Origin of the sequence: Massilia polaris, from assembly GCF_012927275.1 — a bacterium.
GTDB lineage: Bacteria > Pseudomonadota > Gammaproteobacteria > Burkholderiales > Burkholderiaceae_D > Telluria_A > Telluria_A polaris.
Genome location: NZ_JABBGG010000013.1, coordinates 17656 through 31345 on the forward strand (window position 1 = coordinate 17656; position 13690 = coordinate 31345).

Below are 13690 nucleotides of genomic sequence, written 5' to 3' on the forward strand. Positions count from 1 at the left end.
CGGGGATGTGGGGATTACGGCACCAGCGGTTTGCCCGCGGCTTTCCTGGCCTTGATGTCGGCAATCGTCTTCTCGATCACCGCGATGCGGTACGCAGTCGCCGGATGATTCGCGACATACCCGTTCAGCACCGTCGCCGGATGGGTTGACGCCAGCCGCTTCCAGAACTCGGTCGCACCTTCAATCCGGTAGCCGGCGCGCGCCAGCAGGTACATCGCCAGGTTGTCCGCTGCGCCGTCCAGTTCCTGCGGCATCGCCTTGATGCCGCCGCTGCCGATGGTTACCGACGTGTCAGGCCGGGTGCTCATCAGATTGTCGATGATGCTGCCGATCGTGCTCGCGTTGCGCTGCGACGAGGCGTGGCCCAGCATGTTGTGCGCCATGCCCTTGGCCATCAGGTAGGCAAGCTCTTCGTCGGCTTCGACGAAGTTGATCATCCCGCGCGTCACCATCACGCGCGAGCCATCCGCGTACGAGTTGATGTTGTCCGAGTTCCCGAGTTCGACGCCGAAGCCGCAGGCGCGCGTGACGGGAATCGACAGCTGCTTCTGCTTCGTATCGCGTTCGACGACGAAGGGCAGCGTGGACTGGGCGCGTACCAGCGGCCCGAACACCGCACCTGCCAGCGTCGATGCATTCGCGCCAGTCGGCAGCGGCTTGCCGCCCGCCGAAACCAGTCGGTCTCCAATCTCAAGGCCGGCCTTGGCCGCGCCGCTTCCGGCCAGTACGCCGGTCACTTGCAGGCGATCGTTCATGCCGAGGGCGAGGTGCGCGGCTTCGTTGTACTCGCCAGGATAGGAGTAGCGGTTCTTGGCGGTGAAGCCAAGCAGGTTGCGCGCCTGGTTTTTGCACAGCGGCGCGTTGTTGATCAACAGCGGCGCCGCGACGCGGTAAAGGCGGTCCTGGAGCGCCGCCATTTTGGTCAGCATTTGCGCCGCAGCGGCCATGCGCGGCGTGATCGCCGGGCGCTGGTCTTCCTGCGGCGGACGATCCGGTTTGCCCGGAAATGCAGGTGCAGTCGGCTGGATGGTGCCGCATGCGGACAGGAGTAATGCTAACGATATGCCCAGCAATGCCGGGCGGTGACCGACGAAACGGGTCATGGTAGTCCTCACTTTATTATTGTTTTCCGGTGCTTCCGAAACCGCCGGCACCGCGTTCACTCGCATCGAAATCTTCAACGACGTTAAAGCCAACCTGCAGCACCGGCACGATGATCAGTTGCGCGAGGCGCTCCATCGGGTTGAGCGTGAAGGCGGCCTGGCTGCGGTTCCATGTCGATACCATCAGTTGTCCCTGATAGTCAGAATCAATTAAGCCTACCAGATTCCCCAGAACAATGCCGTTCTTGTGGCCCATGCCGCTGCGCGGCAGTATCATCGCGGCGTAGCCCGGATCTCCGACGTGGATGGCGAGGCCGGTCGGCACCAGGACGGTCTGGCCAGGCTCGATGGTGACCGCTTCGTCGATGCAGGCACGCAGGTCCAGCCCCGCGCTGCCGGCCGTTGCATACGCCGGCATCTGTTCTTTCATGCGTGGGTCGAGGATCTTGACGTCGATTGTTTTCATTGTTGGTTCTGTTATTTGAGCAGGGAGCGCTTTTCGATGCGCTTTGCGATTTCTGAAATCAGCTGGCGCGCCAGCGTAAGCTTGTCTGCGCGCGGCAGCACTGTGTGCCCGCTGTCGTCGAACAGCACGATCGTGTTGTCATCCTGCCCGAAGGTGTGGTGGCCGATATTGCCCACCAACAGAGGAATGCCCTTTTTCTCGCGCTTGACGGCGCCGTATTCGACCAGGTTTTCCGATTCGGCCGCAAAGCCGACGCAGTACGGCCAGCCGGAGATCGAGGTGGTCGATGCTACCGAGGCCAGGATGTCCGGGTTCTGCTCGAACTGCAGGTTGGGCGCGCCGCCGTCATCCTGCTTCTTCATTTTCTGGTCGCTGGCATTGGTGACGCGCCAGTCCGCGACCGCGGCCACGCCGATGAAGACGTGCTGGCCGCCGACGGCCGCCATGACAGCGTCGTACATCTGGGCCGCGCTCTTGACGTCGATGCGGCGCACGCCGTGCGGGGTTGGCAGGGTGGTGGGGCCGGACACCAACGTGACTTCGGCGCCCGCCTCACGGGCGGCGCGGGCAATCGCATAGCCCATCTTCCCGGATGACAGGTTGGTAATGCCGCGCACCGGGTCGATTGCTTCGAACGTCGGCCCGGCGGTCAGCAGCACGCGCTTGCCGGCCAATACCTTGGGCTGGAACGAGGCGACCAGCTCTTCGAGCAGTTCTTCCGGCTCCAGCATGCGGCCGAAGCCAACTTCGCCGCAGGCCTGCTCGCCGGCCGCAGGGCCGAAGATGCAGGCGCCATCAAGCGCCAGCTGGCGCACGTTGCGCTGGGTTGCCGGGTTTTCCCACATCTCGACGTTCATCGCGGGCGCCACCAGCAGCGGCAGGCGGCGCGGGCGCGCCACGCACATGGTCGACAGCAGGTCGTCGCAGGCGCCGTGGGCCAGCTTGCGGAGGAAATCGGCCGAGCACGGCGCGATCAGGATCGCATCGGCGTCGCGGGTGAGGTCGATGTGGGCCATGTTGTTGGCCATGCGCGGGTCCCACTGGTCGGTGTAGACCGTGTTCCCGGACAGCGCCTGCATCGTCACCGCGGTGATGAAATGCGTCGCGGCGTCGGTCATCACGACCTGCACCGAGGCGCCTTCCTTCGTCAGCGAGCGGCACAGCTCCGCCGCCTTGTAGCACGCTACCCCGCCGGACAGGCCGAGGACGATTTTCTTACCCTTCAGGTCCATCGTCATGTGCCGCCCCTTTGCTTAGTTCTTGTTCACGCGCCGCAGTTCGTCGTAGATGAACAGCACCGCGCCGATGAAGATGGCGCTGTCGGCGATGTTAAACGCCGGGAAGTGCCCCAGGCTGCCGAAGTGGAAGTCGAGGAAGTCGATCACGTGGCCGTAGGCCAGGCGGTCGATCACATTGCCGATCGCTCCGCCCATGATCAGCGCCATCGCCCAGCAAAACATGCGCTGGCCGGCGTTCTTGCGCAGCTGGGTGATGATGAACACCACCGCGATGACGCCGATCGCCGTGAAGAAGTAGCGCTGCCAGCCGCTTTCGTTGGACAGGAAGCTGAAGGCGGCGCCGCGGTTATACGCCAGCACCAGGTTGAAGAACGAGGTGACCACGCGTTCTTCGCCGTACACGAACAGCCGTTCGATCGTGATCTTGGTGATCTGGTCGAGCAGGATCACGATCGCTGCGATGCCCAGCCACGGAGTGAGGCTGGAGCGCGCTTTCGAGGAGGCGGAGAACGTCGATTTTTTGGTTGCCATTGGTGGTCAGGTAGGTGGTTTATGCGAAGGCGCGTTTTTCGCCGCTGCCGAACAGGTTGCTGTAGCAGCGGCCGCACAGGCCCGCGTGCTCGGCGTGGGTGCCGACATCAAGGCGGTAGTGCCAGCAGCGTTCGCACTTCGGTGCGGCGGACGCCGTCACGGCGACCGCTTCCTCGGCCTCGCTGGCGACTTCCTCGGTGCTGGCGCTGGAGGTGATGAACACGAACTTCAGCTCATCGTCCAGGCTCGCCAGCGCCTTGTACTTGTCGCCCGAGGCCTTGATAGCCAGCTCGGCCTGCAACGACGAGCCGATGGCGCCAGAGCCGCGTACTTCTTCGAGTTGCTTGGTCACTTCGGCGCGCACTTCACGCAGCGTCGCATACTTCGCCATCAGGGTGGCGGCGTCCGCTACTTCCGGCAGCGCCCAGTAGGTCTGCGTGAAGATGGTTTCGTCGCTGTCCTGGTAAGCCTGTTCGCCCGCGAATACCGCCCACGCTTCTTCGGCAGTGAACGACAGCATCGGCGCCATCAGGCGCAGCAGGCTTTGCGTGATGTGCCACAGCGCGGTTTGCGCCGAACGGCGCGCGTGCGAATCGATCGCTGTGGTGTACAGGCGGTCCTTCAGGATGTCGAGGTAGAAGCCGCCCAGGTCTTCGGAGCAGTAGTTCTGCAGGCGCGACACCACCGGATGGAACTCGAACGATTCGTAGTGCCTGCCGATGTCGGCCTGCAGCGCGGCCATGCTGGCCAGCGCGTAACGGTCGATCTCGAGCAGGTCGGACACCGCGACTGCGTTCTTCGCATGGTCGAAGTCCGAGGTATTCGCCAGCAGGAAGCGCAGCGTGTTGCGGATGCGGCGATACGATTCCGTCACGCGCTTGAGGATCTCGTCGCTGATCGACAGCTCTCCCGTGTAATCGGTCGAGGCGACCCACAGGCGCAGGATGTCGGCGCCGAGCGTGTCGGAGATCTTCTGCGGCGCCAGCGTGTTACCCAGCGACTTGGACATCTTCTTGCCTTCCGCGTCGACGGTGAAGCCGTGCGTCAGCAGCGCCTTGTAGGGCGGCTGGCCATTGAGCATCGAGGACGTCAGCAGCGACGAGTGGAACCACCCGCGGTGCTGGTCCGAGCCTTCGAGGTACAGGTCGGCCGGGAACTGCGACTGGCCCGCGTGCGAACCGCGCAGCACGGTCTGGTGGGTGGTGCCGGAATCGAACCAGACGTCGAGGGTGTCCTTGTTCTTGATGTACATGGCGGCGTCGTCGCCGAGGAAGTCGGCCGGCTCCACTTTCAGCCAGGCGTCGATGCCTTCCTTCTCGATCAGCTGGGCGACTTTTTCCAGCAGTTCAGGGGTGTTCGGGTGCAGCTCGCCGGTCTCCTTGTGGATGAAGAAGGCCATCGGCACGCCCCACTGGCGCTGGCGCGACAGGGTCCAGTCCGGACGGTTGGCGATCATGCCGTGCAGGCGCGCCTGCCCCCAGTCCGGGAAGAACCGGGTCTCCGAGATGCCTTTGAGCGCGCTCTCGCGCAGGGTGGCGCCGCCGCCTTTCGGGGTGATGTCCATGCCGGCGAACCACTGCGAGGTGGCGCGGTAGACGATCGGGGTCTTGTGGCGCCAGCAGTGCATGTAGCTGTGATCGAACATCTTCAATTCGAACAGGGCGCCTGCTTCGGTCAGCGCGGTGCAGATCGGCTTGGACGCTTCCCAGATCGTCATGCCGCCGAACAGCGGCAGGGTGGATGCGAAGCGGCCGTCGCCCATCACCGGGGTCAGGATTTCGTCGTCCTTCATGCCGTGCGCCTTGCACGAGATGAAGTCGTCCTGGCCGTAGGCGGGCGCCGAGTGGACCACGCCGGTGCCGCTTTCGGTGGTGACGTAGTCGGCCAGGTACAGCGGCGAGCGGCGGTCGAAGAACGCGTCCTTCGCGTGCAGCGGGTGCTTGAAGTCGATGCCGCCCAGTTTTTCGCCGGTGGTGGTTGCGACCACTTTGCCTTCGAGCTTGTAGCGCTGCAGGCAGGCTTCGACCAGGTCGGCGGCGAGGATCAGCAGCAGCGGCTTGCCGTCACGGCTGGTCTCGACCAGCGCGTAGGTGATCTCAGGGTTGACGTTGAGCGCCTGGTTGGACGGGATGGTCCATGGCGTCGTGGTCCAGATGACGATGAAGCCGTCGCCCGCCGGCAGGGCAGGCAGGCCGAAGGCGGCCGCCAGCTTTTCAGGTTCGGCGAACGGGAAGCCGACGTCGATCGCCGGGTCGCGCTTGTCCTGGTATTCGACTTCCGCCTCGGCCAGCGCCGAGCCGCAGTCGAAGCACCAGTTGACCGGCTTCAGTCCGCGGTAGACGTAGCCTTTGTCGAGCATCTTGCCGAGCGAGCGCAGTTCGTCCGCCTCGTTACGGTATGCCATCGTCAGGTACGGGTTGTCCCACTCGCCCAATACGCCCAGGCGGATGAAGTCCTTCTTCTGGCGCTCGACCTGCTCGTGCGCGTAAGCGCGCGCCTTGGTCAGCACTTCGGCGGTCGGCAGGTTCTTGCCGTACTGTTTTTCGATCTGGATCTCGATCGGCATACCGTGGCAATCCCAGCCCGGCACGTAAGGCGCATCGAAGCCGGCGATGGTGCGCGCCTTGACGACCATGTCCTTCAAAATCTTGTTGACCGCGTGGCCGAGGTGGATGTCGCCGTTGGCGTACGGCGGGCCGTCGTGCAGCACGAACATCGGACGTCCCTTGGCGGCCTTGCGGATGCGCTCATAGACCTTCTTGTCCTGCCACTGCTTGACCCAGCCCGGTTCGCGCTTGGCCATGTCGCCGCGCATCGGGAACGGGGTGTCGGTCATGTTGACCGGGTATTTGCTTTCCGGTTTCTTGCCGCCCTTCGGGGCTTGCTGTGGTTTTTGCTGGTCTGCTGGTTTGCTGGTATCGGACATGTTTTTCTTCAATCGTGTGTATCTGGTTTTTCGGGATGAGGCGCGCCGCGCGGCGGCATGGTGGTCCCGGTCAAATTCGGTCGGTCGCGGTCAGGGCGCCGGCGCGTTGTGCGAAGTAGTCGCGCGCCTGGCCCGAGTCGCGCGCGATGGCGGCGGTCAGGGTGTCGAGGTCGTCGTACTTTTCCTCGTCACGGATTTTTTCGAGGAACTCGACCCGTAGCAGCTTGCCGTAGCAGGACTCGGAAAAATCGAACAGGTGCACTTCGAGCAGCACGCGGCCGCTGTCGTCGACGGTCGGGCGCACGCCCATGCTGGCCACGGCAGGCAGCGGATACGCGGCGAGGCCGTGGACCTGCACCACGAAGATGCCCGACAGGGCGGGGCGGTGCGCCACGCGCAGGTTCAGGGTGGGGAAGCCGAGCGTGCGTCCCAGCTTCTGGCCGTGGATAACGTGGCCGGAGATGGCGTAGGAGTGGCCGAGCAGCTCGCGCGCGGTGGCCAGGTCGCCTTCAGCCAGCGCGCTGCGCACGGCCGACGAGGAGATGCGGCGCTCTCCATGCATCACGGTGGGCAGGGTCTCGACTTCGAAGCCGTGGCGCTTGCCGGCTTCCTTCAGCATCTCGACATTGCCGGCGCGTTTGGCGCCGTAGCAGAAGTCGTCGCCAACCATCAGCCATTTGACGTGCAGGCCATCGGCCAGCACGCGCTGGGTGAAGTCTTCCGGCGCGATCGAGGCGAAGTGTTCGTTGAAGTGTTCGACGATGACGCGGTCGATGCCGGCGGCGGCAAGCGACTCGAGCTTGTCGCGCAGGTTGGCGATGCGCCTGGGGGCCTTGGACGGGTCCTTCAGGCGATCGGCGAAGAACTCGCGCGGATGCGGCTCGAAGGTCATCACGGCGGCTTCGATGCCGAGGCGGGACGCGGCTGCGCGCACGCGCGCCAACAATGCCTGGTGGCCCAGGTGGACACCGTCAAAGTTGCCGATCGTGAGAGCACAAGGCGCGCGCGCCCTGTCGTTGGGAAGTCCCCGAAAAACCTTCATAGGATTTGTGGCCGGAAAATCTGCTGCTAAATAGTGGATTATACGGTCAAGTTGCGTGTTGCACACGGTATAGGGAAGGGCGGGGCGATTTGCGGCGGCGGAATGCGGGCTTTGTCCTTTTCCACCCAACGACGCGTCGCCGTATTTCGGAGAAGCACCGCCATTCAACATCGGCAACATCGGGGTCCGTCCCCGGGGACAGACCCCGAAGGTCAAAAAGGCGGGTGCGCCTCGGCGGCGGCCACGCTTCCCGCCCTACGAAGAGATGAATGGTTATACGTCCTTAACCTTCGGGGTCCGTCCCCGGGGACGGACCCCGAATTGAGTGTTCAACAAAGAAAAAGGCGCTGCCGGCTTTCGCTGGCAGCGCCCTCTAAGGCGTTTTTCGCGTTGCGATTACAGCGACATGATCGTGTAACGTGCGATTTCAGCCGTGCCGTCCTTGCCGCCAACCGTGCGCAGCGTGGAGACAGCTTTCGACTTGTTGCCAGCCATGGCGTATGCCTGGCCCAGGCGCAGCTTGGCGTCGTCAGGACGCTTCAGGTCGCCAGCTTTGATCGCGGATTCCATCATCGCGATGCCTTTGGCGTTCTCGCCAGCGCTGACCAGCGCGTAGCCGAGGCTTACCAGGCCGTCCTTGTCGCCAGTCTTGACCAGGTCAGCTTCGTTCGCTGCTGCCTTGGTCTTGATCTCGGCCAGGTTCTTGTCGGCCAGGTCCTTCAGGCGCTGGTGGCGCGCGGCATCCGGGCCTACGCCGAGGATGCCTTCCTTGTAGCCGCGGGTAATGATCTTGACCGCTTCGCCGGCCGCGCCGTCACGCAGAACCAGCTGGGCCAGTTCCATGTAGTCGCTCGGCTTTTTCAGCATGTTGTGGTGCATGCGCAGGCGCAGCACGTCCACCGACAGGCGCGAGGAGAAGCCGGGCTTGCCCGAGATGCGGTTCAGCAGGATCAGCCAGTAGCTTTCCTTCGGGTAGTAGGTGGCCAGCTTTTCGACGGTGTTGATGTAGCCGTTCTTGTCGCCACCCTTGTTCTGGATGTTCGACAGCATCTGCAGCTGGTCTTCCTGCGGGCGGCGTCCGGCTTTTTCATCCGCTTGCAGGTCGGCCTGGAGCAGGCGGGTGGCTTCGCCGGTCTTGCCCATCGCGAAGTAGTTCTGGATCAGGTAAGCGCGCAGCTTCGGATCGTGACGGTCCTTGAGCTGGCGTTCGATCGCGGCATTGGCCTTGCCGAAGTCGCGCGCGCGCATGTAGATGCCAATCAGGCCTTCGGAGAACTGGGCTTTTTCAGTGGCGCCGAGCTTGCCCGATGCGATCAGGCTCTCGAACGAACGGGCCGCGGTGTCGTAATCGCCGGCAGCCGAGGCCGCGGCAGCGCGCACGCGCTCGATCAGGTAGGACTCGTTGGGGGTCTTGTTGCTGACGCCGTCGGCCTTGCGCAGTTCTGCCAGCGCTTCTTTGTTCTTGCCCGACTTCATCAGCTTCTGCGCGTTTTGCAGTGGGCCGCCGATTTCCGCGCGCACCGCTTCAGCAGCGTGGGCGATCGACAGTCCGATGACTGGGGTTGCAGCGATAAAACCGAGAGCGGCCAACACGAGGCCGAGGTGCGCGATGCGGGATTTGATCATTTAAGTTCTTTCAATCAAAAGCGAAACAGCAGGGAATCCCTGCTGTTTCTCACAGGGAATCCCTGCGTTGTACGTCAATCAAACGATAGCGACTTACTGGAACTGTTCGTTGCCGACCATGCCGATCTTGGTCACGCCAAGACGCTGTGCAGAAGCCATGACACCGGCTACAGATTTGTAAGCCACCAACTTATTAGGACGCAGATGTACTTCTGGCTGGTCTGCCATCGCTGCGACCGAAGCAAGCTTCGACTCAAGCGTAGCACGATCTGGAACAACCTGGCCGTCCCACAGGATGGTGCCATCGAAGTCGACGTCGATGGTGACGACGACAGGCTTGATGTTGCTTGGCGGTGGATTGCCAACAGGCATGTTCAGATTGACCGAGTGGTTTTGCTTCGGAATCGTGATGATCAACATGATAATCAAGACCAACATTACGTCGATCAGGGGTGTCATGTTCATTTCCATCATCGGTTCCGGATCGCCACCAGCTTTTGGAGCTCCGACACTCATACTCATAATGTTTCCTTTAATGGTGGGACTTTACCGGCCGGACCACTCCAGAGGAGGGCCCGGCGCGGAGGAAGGATCTTAACGACCGCCAGTTTTATCTGGCGGTTCGGTAATGAATCCAACCTTCTGAATCCCAGCACGCTGTGCCGTGTAAATCACCTTGCCGACGTATTCGTAGCGGGTTTCCTGGTCGCCACGAACATGTACTTCCGGCTGCGGCAGCTTAACGGCTTCCTGCTTCAGGAATTCGAACAGCTCCGTCGTATCGGCCAAACGCTTCTGGCCCAGATACATGTCACCATCTTTGTTGACAACGATGTTGACGTTGGTAGGTTTACTCTTCAGGGCCTGGTTGGTTTCCGAAGGCAGCGCAACGTTTTGCAGCTTCAGGACAACCGGGCTCGTAATCAGGAAGATGATGAGCAGAACCAACATAATGTCGACAAGCGGCGTCGTGTTGATTTCTGACATCACTACATCTTCATCTCCGGATTCGGAGCCGACGCTCATTGACATGATTTACCCAATCTTTTTAGCACCAGCAGCACGACCTGCTTCGCTGGTGGACATTGCACCGGAGATCAGAACCGAGTGAACGTCGGCGCTGAACGAGCGAACATCTTCCATTGCCGACTTGTTGCGGCGGACCAGCCAGTTGTAACCCAGAACTGCTGGAACTGCGACGAACAGACCGAACGCGGTCATGATCAGTGCTTCACCAACTGGACCTGCGACCTTGTCGATCGACGCGTTACCCGACATACCGATAGCGGTCAGCGCGTTGTAGATGCCCCAAACGGTACCGAACAGGCCGATGAACGGCGAGGTCGAACCAACGGTTGCCAGGAACGACAGGCCGTCTTGCAGACGCGACTGAACTTTTTCAACAGCGCGCTGGATCGACATCGTTACCCAGGTCGACAGGTCGATCTGCTCAAGCAGGGCGCCGTCGTGGTGCTGGGTTGCCTTGGTGCCGGTTTCAGCGATGAAGCGGAACGGGCTGCCTTCTTTCAGGGTTGCCGAACCGGCTGCGATCGACGAAGCTTTCCAGAACTTGGCCTGGGCTTCTTTCGACTGCTTCATGATCTTGGCCTGGTCGATCAGCTTGGTGATCAGGATGTACCACGAACCCATCGACATCAGCGACAGGATGATCAGGGTGCCTTTCGACACGAAGTCGCCTTCTTCCCAGAGGGCTTCGATGCCGTACGGGTTCTTGACTTCTTCTTTTTCGCCGGCAGCGACGTCGCCAGCCGGTGCCGCTTCAGCAGCTGCAGCGTCAGCCGCAGGAGCTGCAGCGTCAGCTGCCGGTGCGGCTGCGTCAGCTGCCGGTGCGGCTGCGTCAGCTGCAGGTGCAGCTGCTTCAGCTGCAGGTGCAGCTGGTGCGTCCGCGAACGCTGGTGCGGAAACCAGTGCGCCGGCAGCCGTGAGCGAGAACAGGACAGCCGCCAACATAGCGGACAAACGGGTATTCTTAAACATGCTTCCTCCAAATTTATAAAATAATCAGTTCGCTGAACGTATCGACAACGAAAATCACAGTTTGAGACCTGACTGCTGTCTCGGTTTTTATTCCAGCGTCCAGACGTATTGCATTGTCATCCAAGCTTGTTCCGGCTTGCCGTCATTCATACCTGGCTTGAAACGGCACTTCGAGATGCCGCTTACCGCCGCTTTGTCCAGATCGCGGAAGCCAGACGACTTGACGATCTTGGAATCTGCCACCCGGCCATCAGTACCGATCAGGAACTGCAGGGTCACGGTGCCGGTCTCTTCGTTGCGCAGCGAGGCTTTAGGCCATTCTGGTTTTGCGCAAGTGCTGAAATCGGCAACCGCTGCCACGCGCATCGGAGCGGCTTTGGCTACTGGTGCTGAGGTCGGTGCTGGTGGGGCCGGTGGGGCAAGCTCGTTGCTCGCCGGTTTAACGCTCGTCGCATTCGAGATCGCGTTTTGTACCGGCGGAGGCTGCTGCACGTTCACTTCAACCGGGGGAATGAATGGTGGCGGTGGAGCCTTCATTTCCGGTGGTGGTGGCGGCGGCGGTGCTTCCGGTGGTGGCGGAGGCGCTACCTCTTCAATAATCTTTGTCTCCACGGCTTCGGCCATTTTGGTGACCATACGGGTCCCGAGACCGCTGACGATGCCCCATGCCACGAGAGCGTGGAGGATGACAACGACCGCGATACCAGTGAAATTCTTTCCCGGGTCCTTCTCATGCGAAAAATTCATGCCTGCTTTCTCCAATACCAACTCTTTTTTGTTGCTACTAAACCCACAAAACACGACAAAATCTTGAGCCGCATCCGGGACATCAAAGAATTATACCTACGAATTCTTTTTTTCACATATGTTTTTGCATGCGAAAACCCTCTCGCAGCGAGCTCTTCCGGTAGTTCGGAAGGCGCCGCAGAGGGCCGGAAACTAGTTCAAGAAAGAAAGAAAAGACAGAATTACAATCTGTTGTGCATTTGCCTGGGTGCCGTTGTAAATTCGCATTGCCATAGAATATGGCAATACATTGGTGCCAAAGTAAGTCAGCCCGCAAAAGATTATTCAGATGGGCATGGCTAATATTATAACTATAGCCAGTTTCGGTAAGCGGTGGCGTTCTGTTGAAAGTCATGCGGGGGGATGGCAGGGGCGGGGACTTGCTGGTCCTGGTATAGCCACAGGTTATGCCAGGACCAATACTCTACATACGGCAGGCGGCTAGTCGCGCTGGCGCTTTTCGCGCTTGACGTCGAGGCTGCTGACCACTTGCCCGGACGGGTCGACCGTCTCGAGCCTGACGTCGAAGCCCCACAGGCGGGCCACGTGGCGCAGCACCTCCTGGGCCTGCTGGTTCAGCGGGCGCCGCTGGAACTGGGTGTGGCGCAAGGTCAGTGCGCGGTCGTCGCGCGTATTGACCTGCCAGACCTGGATGTTCGGCTCGCGGTTGCCCAGGTTGTACTGCTCGGCCAGTTGCTGGCGTACGTAGCGGTAGCCCGCTTCGTCGTGGATCGCCGAGACCGTCAGCTTGTCGTTCCTGTCGTCGTCGAGGACGGCGAAGAAGTGGAAGTCGCGGATCAGCTTGGGCGACAGGTACTGGGCGATGAAGCTTTCGTCCTTGAAGTTGCGCATGGCGAAATCAAGCGCCTTCTTCCAGTCGGTGCCGGCCATGCCGGGGAACCACTCGCGGTCCTCCGGTGTCGGGTTCTCGCAGATGCGGCGGATGTCGCTCATCATCGCAAAGCCAAGCGCATACGGGTTGATGCCGCTGTAGTACGGGCTGGTGGCGGGCGGCTGGTAGACCACGTTGGTATGGCTCTGCAAGAACTCGAGCATGAAGCCGTCGCCGACCACGCCCTCTTTATATAGTTCCTGCAAGATCGTGTAGTGCCAGAAGGTGGCCCAGCCTTCGTTCATCACCTGGGTCTGGCGCTGCGGGTAGAAATACTGCGAGATCTTGCGCGTGATGCGCACCAGCTCGCGCTGCCACGGCTCCAGCAGCGGCGCGTACTTCTCTATGAAGTACAGCAGGTTCTCTTCCGGCTCGGGCGGGAAGCGCGGCACCGCCTCGTCGGCCACTTCCTCGTCGCGCCGCGGCACCGTGCGCCACAGCGCGTTGACCTGCGACTGTGCATACTCCTCGCGCTCTTTCTGGCGCGCGTTCTCCTGCGCCATCGACAGCTTGGCCGGGCGCTTGTAGCGGTCGACCCCGTAGTTTTGCAAGGCATGGCATGAATCGAGCAGCAGCTCCACCGCGTCGATGCCGTGGCGCCGCTCGCATTCGGCGATGTAGTTCTTCGCAAACACCATGTAGTCGACGATCGCGTCGGCATCGGTCCAGGTGCGGAACAGGTAGTTTCCCTTGAAGAAGGAGTTGTGGCCGTAGGCGGCGTGGGCGATCACCAGCGCCTGCATCGCCAGGCTGTTCTCTTCCATCAGGTAGGCGATGCACGGGTTCGAGTTGATGACGATTTCGTAGGCGAGGCCCATCTGGCCGCGCTTGTAGCTCTTCTCGGTGGTCAGGAAGTGCTTGCCGAACGACCAGTGGTTGTACGAGACCGGCATGCCGACCGAGGTGTAGGCATCCATCATCTGCTCGGCGGTGATGATTTCGAGCTGGTTCGGGTAGGTGTCGAGGCCGAAGCTGCTGGCCACGCGGCGGATTTCCTCGTGCGCGTGCTCGATCAGGTCAAAGGTCCACTCCGACTGTTCGGGCAGGGCGCGCGGATTTTTCGGGTCTCTGGGCATCGTCAA

General features: G+C 61.5%; 12 protein-coding genes. All 12 read right to left on the reverse strand.

Features of this window, described 5'->3' with window-relative positions:
* Positions 1–14: 14 nt before the first annotated feature.
* On the reverse strand, positions 15–1103 hold the full coding sequence (locus HHL21_RS18835; RefSeq protein WP_169468729.1) for a M48 family metallopeptidase: 1089 nt from the start codon (positions 1101–1103) through the stop codon (positions 15–17).
* Between the two features lie 16 nt (positions 1104–1119).
* Positions 1120–1569: a dUTP diphosphatase gene (gene dut, locus HHL21_RS18840; RefSeq protein ID WP_169468731.1), complete on the reverse strand. Its 450-nt coding sequence runs from the start codon at positions 1567–1569 to the stop codon at positions 1120–1122.
* A gap of 11 nt (positions 1570–1580) precedes the next feature.
* Positions 1581–2801, reverse strand: a complete 1221-nt coding sequence (gene coaBC / locus HHL21_RS18845; protein WP_169468911.1) for a bifunctional phosphopantothenoylcysteine decarboxylase/phosphopantothenate--cysteine ligase CoaBC — start codon at positions 2799–2801, stop codon at positions 1581–1583.
* A gap of 21 nt (positions 2802–2822) precedes the next feature.
* Positions 2823–3338: a signal peptidase II gene (gene lspA, locus HHL21_RS18850; RefSeq protein ID WP_169468733.1), complete on the reverse strand. Its 516-nt coding sequence runs from the start codon at positions 3336–3338 to the stop codon at positions 2823–2825.
* 19 nt (positions 3339–3357) lie between these two features.
* Positions 3358–6264: an isoleucine--tRNA ligase gene (gene ileS / locus HHL21_RS18855; protein WP_169468735.1), complete on the reverse strand. Its 2907-nt coding sequence runs from the start codon at positions 6262–6264 to the stop codon at positions 3358–3360.
* Between the two features lie 70 nt (positions 6265–6334).
* Complete coding sequence (locus HHL21_RS18860) at positions 6335–7306, reverse strand: bifunctional riboflavin kinase/FAD synthetase (RefSeq protein ID WP_169468737.1); 972 nt, start codon at positions 7304–7306, stop codon at positions 6335–6337.
* A gap of 396 nt (positions 7307–7702) precedes the next feature.
* Positions 7703–8932, reverse strand: a complete 1230-nt coding sequence (locus HHL21_RS18865; protein ID WP_169468739.1) for a tetratricopeptide repeat protein — start codon at positions 8930–8932, stop codon at positions 7703–7705.
* 93 nt (positions 8933–9025) lie between these two features.
* Positions 9026–9454: an ExbD/TolR family protein gene (locus HHL21_RS18870; RefSeq protein ID WP_206085909.1), complete on the reverse strand. Its 429-nt coding sequence runs from the start codon at positions 9452–9454 to the stop codon at positions 9026–9028.
* Between the two features lie 72 nt (positions 9455–9526).
* Positions 9527–9964 carry an ExbD/TolR family protein gene (locus HHL21_RS18875; RefSeq protein ID WP_169468740.1) on the reverse strand — a complete coding sequence of 146 codons (438 nt, stop codon included), beginning with the start codon at positions 9962–9964 and terminating at the stop codon, positions 9527–9529.
* Positions 9965–9967: 3 nt separating this feature from the next.
* The gene (locus HHL21_RS18880) at positions 9968–10930 is read right to left on the reverse strand and encodes a MotA/TolQ/ExbB proton channel family protein (protein WP_206085911.1); all 963 of its coding nucleotides are present in this window, start codon (positions 10928–10930) and stop codon (positions 9968–9970) included.
* A gap of 87 nt (positions 10931–11017) precedes the next feature.
* The gene (locus HHL21_RS18885; protein WP_169468743.1) at positions 11018–11677 is read right to left on the reverse strand and encodes an energy transducer TonB; all 660 of its coding nucleotides are present in this window, start codon (positions 11675–11677) and stop codon (positions 11018–11020) included.
* Positions 11678–12157: 480 nt separating this feature from the next.
* Complete coding sequence (locus HHL21_RS18890) at positions 12158–13684, reverse strand: SpoVR family protein (RefSeq protein WP_169468916.1); 1527 nt, start codon at positions 13682–13684, stop codon at positions 12158–12160.
* Positions 13685–13690 lie beyond the last annotated feature (6 nt).

Coding starts and splice junctions, on each gene's coding strand:
- HHL21_RS18870 (WP_206085909.1), bottom strand. CDS start 9,454: ATGAGTATGAGTGTCGGAGCTCCAAAAGCTGGTGGCGATCCGGAACCG.
- HHL21_RS18865 (WP_169468739.1), bottom strand. CDS start 8,932: ATGATCAAATCCCGCATCGCGCACCTCGGCCTCGTGTTGGCCGCTCTC.
- HHL21_RS18860 (WP_169468737.1), bottom strand. CDS start 7,306: ATGAAGGTTTTTCGGGGACTTCCCAACGACAGGGCGCGCGCGCCTTGT.
- lspA (WP_169468733.1), bottom strand. CDS start 3,338: ATGGCAACCAAAAAATCGACGTTCTCCGCCTCCTCGAAAGCGCGCTCC.
- ileS (WP_169468735.1), bottom strand. CDS start 6,264: ATGTCCGATACCAGCAAACCAGCAGACCAGCAAAAACCACAGCAAGCC.
- HHL21_RS18890 (WP_169468916.1), bottom strand. CDS start 13,684: ATGCCCAGAGACCCGAAAAATCCGCGCGCCCTGCCCGAACAGTCGGAG.
- HHL21_RS18880 (WP_206085911.1), bottom strand. CDS start 10,930: ATGTTTAAGAATACCCGTTTGTCCGCTATGTTGGCGGCTGTCCTGTTC.
- coaBC (WP_169468911.1), bottom strand. CDS start 2,801: ATGGACCTGAAGGGTAAGAAAATCGTCCTCGGCCTGTCCGGCGGGGTA.
- dut (WP_169468731.1), bottom strand. CDS start 1,569: ATGAAAACAATCGACGTCAAGATCCTCGACCCACGCATGAAAGAACAG.
- HHL21_RS18835 (WP_169468729.1), bottom strand. CDS start 1,103: ATGACCCGTTTCGTCGGTCACCGCCCGGCATTGCTGGGCATATCGTTA.
- HHL21_RS18875 (WP_169468740.1), bottom strand. CDS start 9,964: ATGTCAATGAGCGTCGGCTCCGAATCCGGAGATGAAGATGTAGTGATG.
- HHL21_RS18885 (WP_169468743.1), bottom strand. CDS start 11,677: ATGAATTTTTCGCATGAGAAGGACCCGGGAAAGAATTTCACTGGTATC.